This is a genomic window from Winogradskyella rapida (assembly GCF_042675845.1).
Classification (GTDB): Bacteria; Bacteroidota; Bacteroidia; order Flavobacteriales; family Flavobacteriaceae; genus Winogradskyella; species Winogradskyella rapida.
Window position 1 is genome coordinate 139,292 of sequence record NZ_JBHTKM010000010.1, and the last position, 16,703, is coordinate 155,994.

A 16,703-nucleotide genomic window follows, 5' to 3' on the forward strand; every position below is an offset into this window, starting at 1 on the left:
TTATTATAACCAGTTAACAAGTATTTAAAATAGAAATTTATTATTATGAAAAAATATTTGATGTTAAAAACATTACTTTTTGGTTGCATTTCATTATTGACAACATCAACTTATGGACAACGAATCTATGATTTAATGGATCAAGATGGTGTAAATTTAGAAGAAGTACAGCAGGAAGCCAAAACCTATTTTGATTCTGTAGGGAGAGGAAAAGGAACTGGTTATAAGCTTTTTAAAAGATGGGAACATCATGCTTATTCAAAACTGCAAGAAGATGGTACTATTTTAAGTAGAGAGGCGACCACAAAAGCTATAAAAGAAAGTAAAATTTCTTTAACTAATAAATCCTCAAATACGTATTCTGCTAGCAACTGGACAGAGATTGGTCCGTTAACAATTGCATCTGGGAATTCTGGAACTACCCCTGGAAATGGAAGACTTACAGCTATTTATATAGAACCTGTTAATCAACAACTTATTTATGCAGGTTCGCCTGGAGGAGGCTTATGGAAATCTATAAATGGTGGTAGCTCTTGGTCTCCAATAGGGGATCAGTTTGAAAACATGTCTATCTGGTCTGTAACATGTGATCCTAGTAATACCGATGTAGTGTATTATGGAGATCAACTAGGTCAAGTATTTAAAAGTACAGATGGTGGTGCAAACTTCACAAAGATTTTGGATGAGACGGGGGCTGTTCTATGCATATTGATAAACCCAAATGATTCAAATGAGATATTCGCTTCTATGAAAAATAAAGGGCTTTTTCATTCTACAAATGGCGGTACAACGTGGACACAAGTAATTACTGGCGGCACTATAGAAGACATAAAGTACAAGCCTGGCTCTACTACTACGATTTATGCTTGTGGCAATGATTTTTATAAATCTGACAATGGAGGTAGTAGTTTTACACAAATTACAAATGGTATTTCATATTCTGGTAGAATGAGATTAGATGTCACTCCTGCTAATAATAATTACGTTTACATTGCACAAGCAAAAGGTAGTGGATTTGGATATCTTTATAAATCAACAGATAGTGGAAATAGCTTTACGATTCAAACAGATAGAGCAAGTTCTGGAGATATTGTAGGTGTTCAAGCATCTAGAAATTTAGTTATTGCGGTAAGCGACACTAATGCAGAAGAGGTACATGCTGGTGGGTTTACATTATATAAATCTGTAGATGGTGGTGTTAATTTTACACAAGAAACATCTTGGTTAAAGTCATTTATAGCCTACCCATACCTTCATGCTGACCAAGAAGATGCTTTTTTTGTAGATGGAAATATGTATGTAGGGACAGATGGAGGATTATCAAAAAGTACTGATAATGGAGCATCGTTTACAAATCTATCTGTAGGGTTAGGGATACAACAACTTTACAGTGTATCTAGCTCATTAACCGATAAAAATGTAGTGGCTGGTGCTGCGCAAGATAATGGTCCAGTTATTAAGTTTGGGGAAACAACTTTGTGGAGACATTGGTCTAGTGGAGATGGTGTTTCTTGTGCCGTAGACCCTATGGATGCAAATACTGTTTATAGTTGTACGCAATATGGAGGGCTTTTAAAAACAACGACTAAAGGGGTTTCTAAAGTTCAAAATTTAATAGTGCCTCCAGAAAATAATGCAGGTCAATGGGTTACACCTATTGCTGTAGATGAAACAGATAATAAAAGAGTTTATGTAGGCTATAAAGATTTATACCGTCACAACAATTCTGCTATCAATGGTACAGGATGGGTAAACCTTTCATCTGGTGCATTTAGCTATAAATTAAAGCATGTTGATTTATGTCCATCAGATGAAAACACGGTTTATGTCGTTTCATATAAAACATTATATAAGAGTACAAATATTTTATCAGCTACACCGACATGGACAGGTTATCCACAATCTTTATATATAAATGATATTGCGGTAGATCCTTACGACTCAAATAGAGTGGTTTTAGTAGCTTCTAATGGTGCCGTTAAGTTAACAACAGATGGCGCAGAGACTTGGACAGATATTTCTGAAGGTTTACCTGATGTTGCTATTCAGGCAGCTGTATTAGACCGATCATCAGACCAAGGAATTTATGTAGCCATAGATGGAGCGGTATATTACAAAAGCAACACGGTGACTACATGGACTCTTTTTTCTGAAAACTTACCAAATGTAGACATTACTAAACTAGATTTATATTATGGGGCTACAGGTGAAAGTAGAATACGTGTAGCAACCTACGGTAGAGGGGTTTGGGAATCGCCTTTATATGATGATAGCGACGTGGTGCTTTCAGTTGACAATCCAGAATTAGAACGTGATACTGTTGTAGTCTATCCTAACCCTGTTTCAACTACTTTATATGTACAACTAGCAACGCCAGAAGGAGATATTGCTCTATCTGTATTCAGTTTATCCGGAGCTAAGGTATTAGAAAATAGTTTTAAAACACACAAAGGATTAAATTTATTAAAATTAGACATAGAAAATTTAAAACCAGGTGTTTATATTTTAAATATGGATATGGAGGGGACAAAAACTGTAAAGAGATTTATAGTAGAGTAATCCATAAATGTTAGCAAGAGTATAGAAATTATATCATAGCGTAATTTTATACTCTTGCTAATAACTCTATCCAAGAATTTCCTAAAAAAATTACAACACCTATTTGTAGAAGGGAAGCGTAATCTGTGTGAAATGGGGTTTTAAAAATAAAACATAAATCGCTTATTCTATTATTTCTATTTTTCAAATAGAAACTCGCCTCTAGTTTCTGCAGTATACATTCCCAAAGCCGTACCCCATCTCACTATGATTTATATGTTGGTTAGTTTTTAGTTTTCCACTAAACTTTCTAGAGCATAGTACAAACGATTCTTAGCATTGGCTTGCGACCCAAAAATAGACCGAAATTGATGAGCGTTTTCAGCGATTAGAATCCATTGTGGTGTTCCTTCAGATTTAAACTGGTCATATACCTGATGATTAGGATCTATATAAATAGGAAAAGGAATTTCGCCACTGGTAAAAATAGCTTTAATACTTTCTTCAGTCGCTTCTCTACCTGGGAAGTTAGAATGAATGCCAACCACTTGAATTGACGGAAAGGTTTGTTGCAACTCGTATGCCAGAGGAATAGCACGTCCGGTACAACCTAAACACGCATTGTTATAAATGATCAGTACGAGAATTTTATCCTTATAGGTTTGCATGAGATCGACTGCATTTCCCTCTAAATCCAATACTTTAATACTCGCAACAGCATCATTCATATTTAGCGCTTCTATGATTATTAGACCACAAAATTAAGCTTTTAAGCGTTATAAAAGATAAGCCTTCCAAGCTCGTGACTTCATACGCTACAAAAAAGCCAGTTAGACACGCTGCTAACTGGCTTTTCTAGTTTATAAAACGAAATAAATTTGACTTAATGCGAAATGATCCGTTTTACCACAGTGCCTTCATCCGTTGTAAAACGAACAAATAACACCGGACTTTCCTTAGAAAACTCCTTTAAACTTATGCTAATTATTTCATTTTCAGCATTCATCTCTAAAGGACTCACCACACGTTTTAATACGCGTCCGTTCATATCAAAAACTTCAATGGTTGCGTTTGTATTTACCGTTGCATGATGACTAAAGTGTACCACATCTTCATAGGGAATAGGATAGACGTCCACGCTAAATGCACTTCGGTAATACGGTCCCGTTGCACCAGCACCACAAGCATCACCAAGACCATCGCCATCTAAATCGGCTTGATCAGGATTATAGGTATAAATGCAATTATCTACACAGTCGGCAACACCGTCTGCATCGATATCATCAAAACCTTCATCAATAAGACCATCGCCATTATTATCTATGCCATCGCAAATTTCTTCAACTTCAGGCGTTTCACAAGCATCACCAATACCATTAGCATTTGTATCTAATTGATCTGGATTTGGGGTCTCAGGACAATTATCTACACAATCGGCAATACCATCGCCATCCGTATCGGCAAAACCTTCATCAATAAGGCCATCGCCATTATTATCGATACCATCACAGATTTCTTCAACTTCAGAAGTTTCACAAGCATCACCAATTCCATTGGCATTTGTATCTAATTGATCTGGATTTGGGGTCTCAGGACAATTATCTACACAATCTGCAATACCATCGCCATCCGTATCGGCAAAACCTTCATCAATAAGACCATCGCCATTATTATCGATACCATCACAGATTTCTTCAGCAATAAACGGCGGCAACTCAATAACGGTATCAAACAATAAAGGGTGAACTTCGCCTGAATTCTGTTCAAACGCCGCAACGATAATCTGACCGTCTATATTAAACTGGCTGCGATTATTAAATCGTGCTTTGGGCGCATAAATAGTCCCATACATTTGCGCACCGCCTGTGTATTCTAGCGTAGACTGTACCTCCGGAAAATTATATAGAATATAAGGCGCGTAACTTAAAGGGCTACCCACAATATTTGGCCAGCTATTTAATGTTACAACTTCAGGATTTACACTAACATCCGTAATATTAATAACCAAGGGCGTAGTTGCTGAAGGTACTAGGGTATTGAATTTAATTTCTTGGAGTGCATTGAATTCGGCTGCCGTAAAATTGATCACGTTAGTCGTTTGAGGTACTAAATCTACCCATAATTTCCCTTGAGCATATACGTTTAAATCCCAAGAAACATTTGGCTCTAAACTTCCGATCTGTGCTGATACGGTTTCAAATGTGGCAAAAGCAGCTTCAAAATCGAGTAGGGGGTCTGCTGCAATAGAACTGGCACTTTGTGAGGTAGACAGTAAAATACTTGGAGTACTATCAAAATGACCGTCAACAGGCGTGATTCTTGTATTTGTAATCGCTTGGTTGGGATCCAATTCGAAAATGGTACTTGAAGACAAATCAGCAATCTTCACATAATTATTTTGTAGAATTTGTAAACGTCCTGAAACATAATTCACTTTTCCATCTACCACAAGAGCCGTAGCTTGAGCATCTCCGTTGTAATGATCCACGCCACCAAAGATGTTTAGGTTCCCATCGAGTGTGAAATCGCCTCCAACGGCCCAAGCCCCTTCAGATTCTGTTTTTACGGCAATAGCGTCGCCAGCAGTAAACACATTAAAGTGACCTGCCGCTTCCGTGGGATGAATGGGTTCCGTTTGTGCCTCTACGCCTGTGGGGACAAGGCATAACCAGGAGGCCACAACGTAAGAAAAACATCGTAATTTTAAATCCATAATATCATATTTGTAGGTTAAGTACAACAAAATTATTAATTTCAGCGTATTATACGTGTCGTTCGTCGAATACTCGATGAATAACACCCTGACCTTAAGGATTTAATTTATTTCAGAAGAACTATGCCGTGCGTAAAAGCCATTCAAAACGCGATCGTTCCTGAACGCACAAGCCTTTAAAAATGTAAAAAACAATAATGATTAAACCTTTTCAATAACTGTTTTAAGTTTTGAAGAAATATCCTCCGCAATGGCTTTTAAATCGTCGTTATCTACAGCTTGCATGGACGCCATAGGATTAACCGCAGCGACCTCAATAGCTCCAGAATCTAATTCTTGCACAATAACATTACAAGGTAACATGGTCCCTATTTTATCTTCCGCCAACAAGGCTTTATGTGCACTTGGCGGATTACAAGCCCCTAATATTTTATAATTGTTAAAATTGACTTCTAACTTTTCTTTTAGCGTGCTCTTAATGTCTATTTCCGTTAAAACGCCAAACTGTTCGGTTTTAAGTGCAGCAATAACTTTTTCTACCACATCGTTAAATTGCCCTTCTAAGGTTTTACTAAAGTAATAACTCATAATGTATTGATTTTTAAAGATTAAATAGTATTCGTCTTTAAAATTAATTGGATTTTATAAGTCGTATTAATGCAATAGCTTATTTCATTGTTTCATTTTAATAGCGTTGCATATAAAGCTTTAAGGACCTAGAATTCATTAATCCCTGATTTTATGGAAGAAAGGGCAGAGGAGTGTGGAGGAAGCATGAGCTTAAATAAATCTATAAATTTAAAGGATTCACTAACCACTTAATTGTTTTATTTTCATAAATCGATCAAATAAAACACGAATTTCTTTATTTTTTAACAAAAAATTAGCATATTAGACATTATTAACCAAATCACACATGAATGATGAGAAAAAACATATTATTTTTTGCGAGCACCATGGCTGCTGTATCCTTATTTGTAGGATGTTCAAATGATTCTATCGACGAAGCAGCAACTAATAGTTCGGATTTTATTATTGAAGACTTAGGAGCTACAAAAGTTATTCCCGACCAATACATTATTGTATACAACACTAACATAGCTAAATCCATGGATCTTCAAAGTTCAAAAACTGCTGTTTTAGATTTAACAAAAGACATTCTAGGGGTTACAAGCGCTAAATCGAATTTAGAATTGGACATTAAAAATGTTTATTCGAGATCTATTAACGGAGTAACACTTACGTTAAATGATGCACAAATCAACATTCTTCAAAAGGATAAGCGTGTAAAGTTTATTGAGCAAGATCGTATCGTACAATTTGCTCCACCATGCGGTACACCTAACGGAGGTCCTTGTGATGGCGATGGTGGCGGTGACGATGGCGGCAGTTCTAATCAAGAAATACCTTGGGGGATTTCTCGAGTTAATGGTGGTATCAGTTATACAGGGAATAATGTTGCTTGGATTTTAGATTCAGGCATTGATTTAGACCATCCTGATTTAAATGTAGATGCATCACGAGGATTTAACGCTTTTACATCTGGCAAGGATGGAAGATCTTTAGACGACGGTAATGGTCATGGGACTCACGTATCTGGAACTATTGCCGCCATAGACAATAACCAAGGTGTTATTGGTGTTGCTGCAGGTGCTACTGTAATTCCTGTAAAAGTATTGGACTCAAGAGGATCAGGATCGTATTCTGGTGTTATTGCCGGCGTAGATTATGTTGCTGCTAACGGTGCCTCTGGCGATGTTGCCAATATGAGTTTAGGAGGCCCTGTTTCTATAGCTTTGGAAGATGCTATTAGTGGAGCTGCTCAAAACGGAATTCGTTTTATGCTTGCAGCAGGAAACGAAGCACAAGATGCCAACAACGTATCTCCTGCAAGATTAAATGGAAACAATATTTATACCATATCATCAATGGCACAAGGCGATAACTGGTCTAGTTTTTCAAATTATGGAAACCCTCCAGTAGATTATTGTGCTCCTGGATCGAGTATAAAATCGACTTGGAAAAATGCTGGTTATTCTACCATTAGTGGTACATCTATGGCAACACCGCACGCTGCAGGTGTATTACTTTTAGGTAGTGCTAGTAATGGTGGAAGTGTAAATGGTGATCCCGACGGTAACGCTGATACGATTATAACCCATTAGATATCAATAAACAATACAACTCTTAAAACCGCCCCTCAATTGGGGCTGTTTTTTTTCTGCAAGTCCTTAAACTATTATTATAGTTAACCTAAACACCTATAAGCCTGCTGCTTAACAAAGTAACAATTGAAAGAGTAGAGGAGTGTAGGGGAAGCATGATGTTTAAATAGAATTACACATTATATAATAGTTAAAACAAAATAAGAACAACAACTCCATAAACCCCGGCTTTATGCAGATTTAATCATACAATTTTAGTGCCTTTTCAAGCTCTAATTTAAAGTCGTCTTTTATCCATTTCGGACTTATCACTTTTACAAAATGTCCATATTTTAATAATTCTTGTTTAAGTTCAAAATTATAACTTAAAAACAGAGTTAATTCAAAGCGCCCATCAATAATAGGTAATATTTTTTGCGAATAATGAATGGGTAAGGATTTTAAGTAAGGTTCTTGACTTTTATGAAAAGAAAGTTTTATCAGACATGGTTCATGATCACTAAAATTTAAGCCAACCGTATAGTCAAACATTGCAATAGCTTTCTCAAATTTAGACGAAACGGTTTTATCTAGAACCGTTACATCAGAAAGCCTATCCAAGCCAAAGGTTCTAAACCCTTTATTAGTTTCCCCAACAACATACCATCTATTCTTATATTCTTTAAGTAAATACGGACTTAGCTCATACATTGCTACCTTATCCGGAAAGTAATAGCTTGTATGTTTAAACTCAATCTTGTTTTTGCTACAAATTGCATTAAACACTACATTAAAAAGAGGAAAATTATGAAACGTTGAGTTTTTTTCAAATACAATAAACTTCAAAAAATCTTTATTAAGTTGTGTCGCAGATTCACATAAATAAGACATTGCTAAGTGCTTATAATAGTGTGATAAAAGGTCGTAATTATCAGAAAGCTCTTTGTTTAAGCTGAAATTTCCACTATTATCATTTTCTATACAAAAGCCTAATTTTTTTAAAAAATTAATATCTCTATAAAATTGACTTTTAGAGTATTTTAATCCTTCCATTCCGTAAGACATTTCAATGGCCTTTACTGAAATGTATTCTTCATTTTCTAATAGTCCCAATAACTTAAGTTGTCGTCTAGTTGCACTCATACTACAAACATAAAATTTTATTTTCCCAAAATATGGGAATATAGTAAAATATCTTTGTATTCAACAAAAACGAATAGGATATGACATTAAAAACAAAAGGAACAGAACTGCATGAGCAACAAATTTTAGAGGCCATCAATGAAATTTCAACAACTAGCGCAATGGCATCTTTAGTAATTGCCAAGCACACAAATATAAACAAAACCAATGCAGTGCTCATAGGAGTTGGAGCATCACTGTTAGTGACTGGTCTGGTAAAGGCTCTAGAAGATTAATTAACTTAAAATAGAACAAAATGGAAAACGAAGAAAAAAATGAATTAGGTAAAATAACAAGCATAATTTCAGCTGGTGGCGCAGTCGGACTCACCATCGCAACGACTGCTGGAGTAGGATTAGCCATTCCTATTGCCATTGGAAGCGGACTCGCTTGTTTGGGGTATGCGATTGCTTTAGCGTCTAAAGAGGATTGATTATTTAAACCGTTTATAGAGCGTTTTTTTTATAAACGGTTTATAAAATAATTGAGACTTGCTGACTGAAATAGTCAATTGAACGCATACGGTCGGAATATTCTGAAAAAAGACTTTAAACAGAAGTAGGATTTAAATTTAATGAAAAATAAAATGAATGAAATAGTTTTAATGTTGTTTGTAGGAATACCAATTCTTTCAATCCTTTTTGGTTACTTTTTATGGAGAAGTGCCATGGATAATTATGGATATAATATATATGGAATAGGAGTCATAATAAGATTATTGATTGCAGGATTAGTCTGCATTTTTGATCTAAACATTGGTTTAGCTCTACTTGTAATTGTTTCCATATGGAACTTTATAACCACCTTAAGAAACACATCTTTTTTTATTGCCCTATTAGCCATTTTGTTTCAACCCATAGCACTCTGGTTTGCCATTTCAGCAATTAATAGATTTATCAGTGCTATGAATGATTAAAAAGGCCAGATTATCTGATTTACAAAACTGCCTTATTGTTATGGACGCCTAATTTCAAAAACCGTTTATATGAATTTTCATATAAACGGTTTTTAATAAAAATCTAGTTCATCCCGAAAAGTTAAACAAGCGATTAATGGATGCTATTCAAAAAAAAAAAAAAAAACATTAATCCATATTGTAGTACGAATAACTCCAAATTTTAATAATTGCTAATGGATAATCAAATATCAAAAGTGTCCTATAATTTATATTATGTAAAATACTTTATAAAAACTATAATGAGTACTCCTTTTTCAACCTCATTAAGACTTATAGATTCTTTATACTTTGCGGTCTCGCCCTACATCTATTCCGGTTATGAGTTTTATAAGCGCTACAAGCATGAGGAACAGTAACGCATAATCCCAAACCTGTGTAAGATCATAAATAACACCGACAATAAACGGTCCGCCAGCCGCAATAATATAGCCAATAGACTGCACAATTCCTGATAATTCTGCGGCCGTTTCCGCATCATTAGATCGTAATACAATAAGCAACAAAGCCAAACCAAATGTACCTCCAAGTACCAAACCTAACAAACCTACCCAAAGCGCTACCATTCCTGTTGCTGGAAATAACAGTCCTAACAACGCGATGAGCTCTATAGCTACTAAAGTTGCAATAACAAGGCGCTGGTCTTTTCTAGATCCCGCCCATATTGGAATAACAATAGCACCCAAGATCCCAGTACCCTGCGATAAGGATAACATCCAGCCCGCATAGGCAGCATCAAAACCACGATCTATAAGAATGGCTGGTAACCAGGCTAAAATCACATAAAAGGCTGCCGATTGAAGTCCCATATAAAAAGCCATTCGCCATACCAATAATGAGCCCGATAGTTTTTTCATCGCGACCTTAAAACTTCGATTCGGCGGTAATCGCTTGATTCGCTTTATACTAGGCAACCAAATAAATGCTGCAATAACGGCTAAAATAGCCCAAGCCCCTAAAGATCCGCGCCAACCCAAATTCATCTCTATAGCTAAAGGCACACTTAAACCGGCAGCAAACGCCGCCCCTAACGACATTATTCCGGAGTATAAACTCGTTACAAATCCTGCTTTATGCGGAAAATTTCGTTTTATTAATGCTGGAATTAACACATTTCCAAAGGCTATAGCTACACCTAAAATAATGGTCCCTAAATACAAGGTGAACACCCCTCCTGCCGAACGAATAACGAGTCCGGCGACCAATAAAATTAAAGCGCCTAAAAGCGTATTTCCAATACCAAAACGTTTGGTAAATAATGGTGTCATGGTAGATACCACCCCAAAAGCTAATAAGGGTAACGTGGTTAATAATCCTAATAAGGTATCAGATAATAAAAGCTCTAAACGAATCTTATCAATCAGCGGTCCAATGCTGGACAAGGCAGGTCTTAAATTTACCGAAACAAATAAAACCCCTACAAGAAGACGTGTTCGAGCCCCCTTGCTTAATCCATTCTCATCTAATTCTGCCATATGCTCTATTCAGGAATTTTAAAAGGTCCTACTCTATTTATCGGGTTTTTAGGCTTATAACAGCGCCCTATAATTATCAAAAAAAGAGGCAAAAATAAGTCTTTGCTTTAAAAAGACCACTCTTAACCTCTATTATAAACAAAACGCGTTCGTACCGACTTATAAGTCACTATTCCCCAGTAATATAATCGTCCTCAACATATTGGTCTGCATATTGTTTAGTGAAATGCGCTCCAAACAGTAAGATTAAACTCGAATAAGACACCCAAAGCATAATTAAGATGATAGATCCTGCTGCGCCATAGGTGGATCCGGGTTCCATGGTATTAAAATATAACGCCAAAAGGTATTTCCCTATTAAAAACATAAAGGTGGTTAATGCCGCACCTGTTCTCACGGTTTTCCATTTAATCTTGGCCGAGGGTAGATATTTAAACATGGTAGCGAATAATAGGTAAATAAAGCCAACCGAAACTAAGAAGTCGATAACAAAGAGGTAATCGAATAAATTGTCGGGCAAAAACCGATTTAACTGTTGACTAAAGGCACTCAGTAAGGACGTTAAAATAAAACTGGTTAACAGTAAGAACCCTAAGATCAAAATAAATCCAAAACTTTTTACACGACTCATTAAGGTGGCGACAACATTATTTTTATACGCTGGCTCCTGATCCCAAATATCGTCTAAGGCCGATTGCAACTGGAAAAACACTCCCGTAGATCCGTAAAGCAGGGTTCCTATCCCTATAATCGTTGCAAATAGATTCGTGTTTTCACCGCTCTGATTGTCAATCATTGTTCGGATCGCATCTGCCGCATCGGGACCAATCGCGTTACTAATTTCACCTAATAATTCACCTTGCACTAGATCTTCACCCCAAAAACTTCCGACTACCTTCAGGATAATAATAATTAAAGCCGGTAATGATAATACGGCATAATAAGCGACAATGGCGCTTCGCTGAAAGGGCTCACCATCGAACCAAGATTTCCCTGAAGCCACAAGCAATTGCGGTAGTTTTGTAATTTTAAATGTTTTGTTTTCAGACATAGATTACGATAATAAAAAAATACGCAAAGCCTAAAAGACTTTACGTATATATTCCATGGTTTTAAATTATTAGGCCTCTCCTCTAGCCGGATAATCTTTATTCAACACAAACTTAATAGCATTGATAATATCATCTAAGCCCGGTCTTGCAAAAGGCATCGTTTGTAAGGACGCACAGTATAATTCTTGATTAGGCTTTATAACAAACAGTCCCGGCTCTATAAACGTTTCTGGCTCATCTTCAATACCTTTAGATATAAATAATCCCCAGTCTCGAGCTTCTTCAATAGAAAATTCATAACCTAATGGCACATCTCCTATATCCCATTCTTCCGCTGTTTTTAAAGCAATTTCTTTGGTGTCGCTACTCACGGCTACGACATTGACGCCTAAGTCTTCAAATTTGGATAATTTTGTCTGTAATTCTTCTAAATATTTCTTACATACCGGACAGTGAAGCCCGCGATATACAACAACCATTGTAAAGGCTTCCGGATCTTGTTTGCTTAAGGTCCACTCCATCCCGTTGGTTAAATTTATATTTAAATCTGGTGTTTTCTGTCTTGGTTTTAACATGTCTTTTTCTTTTTTATAATTCATTTAGATTTTCCCATCATTTGGAAAACTCTAAATTAGAAGAAGTCCTGCATTCCTCTTGGCTCGTTTGCAATTTCTATTAATGCGAACGCTAAAATTTCGCATACCCAATTGCACCTCGTGTTTAAGTCAATAATTAATAGAATACCGTTAACAGCCCTTGGTTAAGAGTTGCACCTTTGAGTTATAAAAAAAATGCATTATGAAAAGTAACACAAAAACAAAAGACATTATAACCATAAATCCAACTACAGGAAAAGAGCTCAGCGCCTACCAACATATGACTGATGATGTTGTCAAGACAACTATTGAAAAATCGCATGACGCCTTTTTAGACTGGAAAGGACAATCTTTTGAATCGCGAGGAAAAATCATTAAAGCCATAGGTAAGGAATTACAGGAGCGTAAATCTGAATTAGCAGAATTGATGACCAATGAAATGGGGAAACTTCTAAAGCAAAGTGAGCAAGAAGTTGATTTATGTACCACTATTTGTAATTATTCAGCAGATCAGGCTTCGGAATTTTTAAAAAATGAAACCCGCGAACTTCAAGATGGTAAAAAAGGAATTATCACTTATGCTCCAATTGGGGTGATCTACGGAATTCAACCTTGGAACTACCCATCTTACCAAGTGATCCGCTACACCATAACCAATCTTATGGCTGGAAACAGTATTCTATTAAAACATGCGGCTAATGTTACAGGAACCGCAAAATTATTAGAATCTATCTTTGAAGCCGCAGGACTTCCAAAGCATTTATTTAGCGTTTTACTCATAGACCATGACCAATCTGACCTCGTTGTAAATCATAAATTAGTTCGCGGTATTACTTTAACAGGAAGCCCAAAAGCTGGAGAAATTATAGGCGAAAAAGCAGGTAAAGCCTTAAAGAAATCAGTTTTAGAATTAGGAAGTAATGACGCTTATATTGTTTTAGACGATGCTGATATTGAACTGGCTGTAAAAACCTCCGTGATGGGTAGAATTTATAATAACGGAGAAACCTGTATTGCCGCTAAGCGATTTGTAGTTGTTGAAGCGGTTTATGAGACTTTTAAAGATGAATTTGTAAAAGCCATGAAAGCCTTAAAGATGGGCGACCCAATGGCTAGTGATACTAAATTAGGCCCTATTGCAAGAGAAGACCTGAGAGATACGCTACATGAACAAGTGCAACAAAGTGTTGAAAAAGGCGCTAAACTCTTATGTGGAGGTGAAATCCCAGATGGTGATGGTTATTTTTACCCAGCAACTGTTTTAGAACAGGTGACACCAGGGCAGCCAGCTTATGACGATGAGTTATTTGGCCCTGTAGCTTCCTTAATAAAAGCTAAAGATGAAGACGATGCCATGCGCATTGCTAATGACAGTCGTTTTGGACTTGGAGGTGGTATCTTTTCTAAAAATGAAAAGCATGCTATAGAACTTGCCGAGAAGCATTTTGATACCGGCATGGTGTTTATCAATGCCTTCGGAACCGCGTATCCCAATATGCCTTTTGGTGGTGTAAAAGACTCTGGTTTTGGTAGAGAACACGGTGGTTATGGAATGAAAGAGTTTGTAAATATCAAATCGATCATGGTGGGCTAAACCCCAATAACACCTTCTAAATAAAACGTCAGTAGATCTCTATTTTTCGCTTTACTCATAGTCTAAACACTTTAATATGAAAGCGATAAGACTTAAAGTCTAAAATACAGCTGTACTGACGTTTTTATGTTTTATTATGATTAACGTGCTAGTTTCCTAAGCGCTACCCATTGTTTTAACATCTCTCTAGAATCTACAGCAGGGTATCCTAATACTGTTTTTCCTGCTGGTACATCGTTCATTACGCCAGATCCCGCACCTACTATAGCACCTGAATGAATGGTGGTATGATCTTTAATAGACGCTGAACCTCCAATAATAACGCCATCACCAAGCGTTACTGATCCTGCTAAACCAGAACTTCCCGCCATTATACAAGAGCGACCAAGGACGCAGTTGTGCGCAATTTGAACCAAATTGTCAATTTTACATCCATCACCGATAATCGTAGAACTAAATTTACCGCGGTCTACACAAGAATTAGCACCGATTTCTACAGCATTACCAATAACCACATTTCCTATATGAGGTATTTTTACTAAGCCACGACCATCATCACTTGGGCGGTACCCAAATCCATCCGCACCAATACTTACGTTATTATGGAAAATACAATAGTGTCCAATTTCTGAGCGCTCTCTAATTACAGTTCCCGACCAAATAACCGTATGATCGCCAATTGTGGTATCATCTAAAATGGTCACATTAGGATACACGGTAACATGAGCGCCGAGGACCACATTCTTGCCAATAAAGGCTCCTGCTCCAATTTTAGTACCTTCTCCTATGGTTGCAGAAGCATCAACCGTTGCAGAAGGATGAATCGCAACTTCAAAATACGGGGTTTCCGGCGCAAAAGCTTCTAATAATTTCGCCATTGCCAAATCGGCATTTTTAACTTTGATAAAGGCTTTATTTTCGCCAGGTTCTAAATCTATATTGTCGTTAATAATCGCCAAACTCGCCTTAGAATCCTTCCAAAGGTTTCCAAATTTTCGACTTCCAATAAAAGTGGCTTGATGGGGATTGGCTTTTTCAATTTGCTCTAAGCCCGTAATAGCGTTAGTGCTCTCCCCTACGATTTCACCATTAATAATGGCATTGATATCTTGAATAGAAAATGATTTCATTAATTATGTAGCATATTAGTTTATTATGACACAAGGTAAGATTAATATCTTAAAAACCGAATCAAAGTCAATATTTGACGCCATATCTTTTATTAGAAACACCAAATTATAAGACGCAAAAAGAGGTTCATTAAACACTTTAATAAACCTCTTTCAATAATTTCAATATCAGTTACTTATAACTAAATCGCTAGTTCTCTAAACGTAATTCCTAAAGCCGATTGAATATCGATAACTTTCTGCATTTCACCAGGGATAATTAAAGCAATAGATTGCCCTGTCTTCCCTGCCCTAGCCGTTCTTCCACTACGATGCGTGTAATAATCGAGTTGTTCTGGCAATTGATGATGCAATACAAAACCTAGGTTATTAACATCAATCCCTCGTGCTGAAACATCAGTAGATACTAAAATTTGAAGACTTTCATTTTTAAAAGCACGCATCACCTTATCACGTTCTTTTTGTTGCATATCGCCTTCTAAAGCGCCTACAGCAAAACCTTCATTTTGTAATTCTTGAGCTAAGGCTTTCGTTCCAGCTTTGGTTCTGCAAAAAATAATACCACGCTCCTCTTGTCTTTTATCCAAAATACGGATAATCATGTTTAGCTTTTCCTTAATACTCGTATGTATATAATGATGTGAGATGTTTTCGTTTACTAAAGCATTCTTATTCACTTCAACCTTTACGGCGTTTGGCGACATATATGTATTCACCATACGTTTAATTTCTTCTGGCATGGTCGCTGAAAACAACCAAGTGTTTCTTCTAGACGTATTAAACTTTAAAATTTTATTTAAATCTTCCTTAAAGCCCATACTCAACATCTCATCCGCTTCATCTAAAATCAATGTTTTCACTTTAGAGATATCTACAGCACCACGCTCTACCAAATCTAACAAACGACCTGGTGTAGCCACAACAATATGAGTGGTTCTTGTTAAGGCTTTAATTTGTTTATCCATTTTTTCACCACCATAAACACCTTCAGCAAATATTTTAGCATCAACATACTTTGTAAACCTAAAAATCTGCTTTTGTATTTGTTTCACTAATTCGCGCGTTGGCGCAATAATTAAAGCTTGAACATCTGTATTATTAGGGTTAATAGCGTGTAAGACCGGTAAACCAAAGGCCGCTGTTTTACCCGTACCCGTTTGTGCTAAACCTATTAAATCGGTTTTAGATTTAAGTAAAGTAGGAATAACCGCTTCTTGAATTTCGGTTGGATTTACAATGTTAAGCTCTTTTAAAGCTTTGATATAGGATTTACTAATCCCTAATTCTGAAAATGTTTTCATACAAAATAATTAAAGTGCAAAGG

General features: G+C 36.5%; 15 protein-coding genes. 6 read left to right on the plus strand and 9 right to left on the minus strand.

Annotation, left to right across the window (positions count from 1 at the left end; all coding sequences use genetic code 11):
* Nucleotides 1-45 precede the first annotated feature (45 nt).
* The gene (locus tag ACFQ13_RS02475) at nucleotides 46-2,559 is read left to right on the plus strand and encodes a T9SS type A sorting domain-containing protein (RefSeq protein WP_386113642.1); all 2,514 of its coding nucleotides are present in this window, start codon (nucleotides 46-48) and stop codon (nucleotides 2,557-2,559) included.
* A gap of 269 nt (nucleotides 2,560-2,828) precedes the next feature.
* Here ACFQ13_RS02475 and ACFQ13_RS02480 read toward each other — a convergent pair whose 3' ends face one another.
* The 3 genes from ACFQ13_RS02480 to ACFQ13_RS02490 all read right to left on the minus strand — a co-directional run bounded on the left by ACFQ13_RS02480 (nucleotide 2,829) and on the right by ACFQ13_RS02490 (nucleotide 5,839).
* A complete protein-coding gene (locus ACFQ13_RS02480) occupies nucleotides 2,829-3,266 on the minus strand; it encodes a TlpA family protein disulfide reductase (protein WP_386113644.1) in 438 nt (145 codons plus the stop codon).
* 155 nt (nucleotides 3,267-3,421) lie between these two features.
* Entirely contained in the window at nucleotides 3,422-5,251 is a 1,830-nt protein-coding gene (locus ACFQ13_RS02485; protein ID WP_386113646.1) for a collagen-binding domain-containing protein, read from the minus strand.
* Nucleotides 5,252-5,452: 201 nt separating this feature from the next.
* Nucleotides 5,453-5,839 carry a DUF302 domain-containing protein gene (locus tag ACFQ13_RS02490; RefSeq protein WP_386113647.1) on the minus strand — a complete coding sequence of 129 codons (387 nt, stop codon included), beginning with the start codon at nucleotides 5,837-5,839 and terminating at the stop codon, nucleotides 5,453-5,455.
* 332 nt (nucleotides 5,840-6,171) lie between these two features.
* On the opposite strand from ACFQ13_RS02490, the gene ACFQ13_RS02495 reads away from it, so the two are divergent.
* Nucleotides 6,172-7,416, plus strand: coding sequence for a S8 family serine peptidase (locus tag ACFQ13_RS02495; RefSeq protein WP_386113650.1), 1,245 nt, complete (start codon nucleotides 6,172-6,174; stop codon nucleotides 7,414-7,416).
* 240 nt (nucleotides 7,417-7,656) lie between these two features.
* Here ACFQ13_RS02495 and ACFQ13_RS02500 read toward each other — a convergent pair whose 3' ends face one another.
* On the minus strand, nucleotides 7,657-8,538 hold the full coding sequence (locus ACFQ13_RS02500) for a helix-turn-helix transcriptional regulator (RefSeq protein ID WP_386113652.1): 882 nt from the start codon (nucleotides 8,536-8,538) through the stop codon (nucleotides 7,657-7,659).
* A gap of 80 nt (nucleotides 8,539-8,618) precedes the next feature.
* On the opposite strand from ACFQ13_RS02500, the gene ACFQ13_RS02505 reads away from it, so the two are divergent.
* The 3 genes from ACFQ13_RS02505 (at nucleotide 8,619) to ACFQ13_RS02515 (ending at nucleotide 9,493) form a co-directional block, all read left to right on the plus strand.
* The gene (locus tag ACFQ13_RS02505; protein ID WP_386113654.1) at nucleotides 8,619-8,813 is read left to right on the plus strand and encodes a hypothetical protein; all 195 of its coding nucleotides are present in this window, start codon (nucleotides 8,619-8,621) and stop codon (nucleotides 8,811-8,813) included.
* 20 nt (nucleotides 8,814-8,833) lie between these two features.
* The gene (locus tag ACFQ13_RS02510; protein ID WP_386113656.1) at nucleotides 8,834-9,010 is read left to right on the plus strand and encodes a hypothetical protein; all 177 of its coding nucleotides are present in this window, start codon (nucleotides 8,834-8,836) and stop codon (nucleotides 9,008-9,010) included.
* A gap of 141 nt (nucleotides 9,011-9,151) precedes the next feature.
* Nucleotides 9,152-9,493: a hypothetical protein gene (locus ACFQ13_RS02515; RefSeq protein ID WP_386113657.1), complete on the plus strand. Its 342-nt coding sequence runs from the start codon at nucleotides 9,152-9,154 to the stop codon at nucleotides 9,491-9,493.
* Nucleotides 9,494-9,816: 323 nt separating this feature from the next.
* On the opposite strand, the gene ACFQ13_RS02520 is transcribed toward ACFQ13_RS02515, so the two are convergent.
* The 3 genes from ACFQ13_RS02520 to ACFQ13_RS02530 form a co-directional block, all read right to left on the minus strand.
* A complete protein-coding gene (locus tag ACFQ13_RS02520; RefSeq protein WP_386113660.1) occupies nucleotides 9,817-11,007 on the minus strand; it encodes a CynX/NimT family MFS transporter in 1,191 nt (396 codons plus the stop codon).
* 169 nt (nucleotides 11,008-11,176) lie between these two features.
* Nucleotides 11,177-12,058, minus strand: a complete 882-nt coding sequence (locus tag ACFQ13_RS02525; protein ID WP_386113662.1) for a YihY/virulence factor BrkB family protein — start codon at nucleotides 12,056-12,058, stop codon at nucleotides 11,177-11,179.
* Nucleotides 12,059-12,127: 69 nt separating this feature from the next.
* Nucleotides 12,128-12,658 carry a redoxin domain-containing protein gene (locus tag ACFQ13_RS02530; RefSeq protein ID WP_386113665.1) on the minus strand — a complete coding sequence of 177 codons (531 nt, stop codon included), beginning with the start codon at nucleotides 12,656-12,658 and terminating at the stop codon, nucleotides 12,128-12,130.
* 199 nt (nucleotides 12,659-12,857) lie between these two features.
* Here ACFQ13_RS02530 and ACFQ13_RS02535 point away from each other — a divergent pair, with 199 nt between their 5' ends.
* A complete protein-coding gene (locus tag ACFQ13_RS02535) occupies nucleotides 12,858-14,249 on the plus strand; it encodes an NAD-dependent succinate-semialdehyde dehydrogenase (protein ID WP_386113668.1) in 1,392 nt (463 codons plus the stop codon).
* Between the two features lie 140 nt (nucleotides 14,250-14,389).
* Here the strand turns inward: ACFQ13_RS02535 and lpxD are convergent, their stop codons facing one another.
* Nucleotides 14,390-15,379, minus strand: coding sequence for a UDP-3-O-(3-hydroxymyristoyl)glucosamine N-acyltransferase (gene lpxD / locus ACFQ13_RS02540; protein ID WP_386113671.1), 990 nt, complete (start codon nucleotides 15,377-15,379; stop codon nucleotides 14,390-14,392).
* A 182-nt stretch (nucleotides 15,380-15,561) separates the two neighbouring features.
* The gene (locus ACFQ13_RS02545) at nucleotides 15,562-16,680 is read right to left on the minus strand and encodes a DEAD/DEAH box helicase (protein WP_386113674.1); all 1,119 of its coding nucleotides are present in this window, start codon (nucleotides 16,678-16,680) and stop codon (nucleotides 15,562-15,564) included.
* Nucleotides 16,681-16,703 lie beyond the last annotated feature (23 nt).

What these genes read in the sequence shown, in the direction of transcription:
- ACFQ13_RS02475 (WP_386113642.1), top strand. Translation starts at nt 46, where the DNA reads ATGAAAAAATATTTGATGTTAAAAACATTACTTTTTGGTTGCATTTCA.
- ACFQ13_RS02480 (WP_386113644.1), bottom strand. Translation starts at nt 3,266, where the DNA reads ATGAATGATGCTGTTGCGAGTATTAAAGTATTGGATTTAGAGGGAAAT.
- ACFQ13_RS02485 (WP_386113646.1), bottom strand. Translation starts at nt 5,251, where the DNA reads ATGGATTTAAAATTACGATGTTTTTCTTACGTTGTGGCCTCCTGGTTA.
- ACFQ13_RS02490 (WP_386113647.1), bottom strand. Translation starts at nt 5,839, where the DNA reads ATGAGTTATTACTTTAGTAAAACCTTAGAAGGGCAATTTAACGATGTG.
- ACFQ13_RS02495 (WP_386113650.1), top strand. Translation starts at nt 6,172, where the DNA reads ATGATGAGAAAAAACATATTATTTTTTGCGAGCACCATGGCTGCTGTA.
- ACFQ13_RS02500 (WP_386113652.1), bottom strand. Translation starts at nt 8,538, where the DNA reads ATGAGTGCAACTAGACGACAACTTAAGTTATTGGGACTATTAGAAAAT.
- ACFQ13_RS02505 (WP_386113654.1), top strand. Translation starts at nt 8,619, where the DNA reads ATGACATTAAAAACAAAAGGAACAGAACTGCATGAGCAACAAATTTTA.
- ACFQ13_RS02510 (WP_386113656.1), top strand. Translation starts at nt 8,834, where the DNA reads ATGGAAAACGAAGAAAAAAATGAATTAGGTAAAATAACAAGCATAATT.
- ACFQ13_RS02515 (WP_386113657.1), top strand. Translation starts at nt 9,152, where the DNA reads ATGAAAAATAAAATGAATGAAATAGTTTTAATGTTGTTTGTAGGAATA.
- ACFQ13_RS02520 (WP_386113660.1), bottom strand. Translation starts at nt 11,007, where the DNA reads ATGGCAGAATTAGATGAGAATGGATTAAGCAAGGGGGCTCGAACACGT.
- ACFQ13_RS02525 (WP_386113662.1), bottom strand. Translation starts at nt 12,058, where the DNA reads ATGTCTGAAAACAAAACATTTAAAATTACAAAACTACCGCAATTGCTT.
- ACFQ13_RS02530 (WP_386113665.1), bottom strand. Translation starts at nt 12,658, where the DNA reads ATGAATTATAAAAAAGAAAAAGACATGTTAAAACCAAGACAGAAAACA.
- ACFQ13_RS02535 (WP_386113668.1), top strand. Translation starts at nt 12,858, where the DNA reads ATGAAAAGTAACACAAAAACAAAAGACATTATAACCATAAATCCAACT.
- lpxD (WP_386113671.1), bottom strand. Translation starts at nt 15,379, where the DNA reads ATGAAATCATTTTCTATTCAAGATATCAATGCCATTATTAATGGTGAA.
- ACFQ13_RS02545 (WP_386113674.1), bottom strand. Translation starts at nt 16,680, where the DNA reads ATGAAAACATTTTCAGAATTAGGGATTAGTAAATCCTATATCAAAGCT.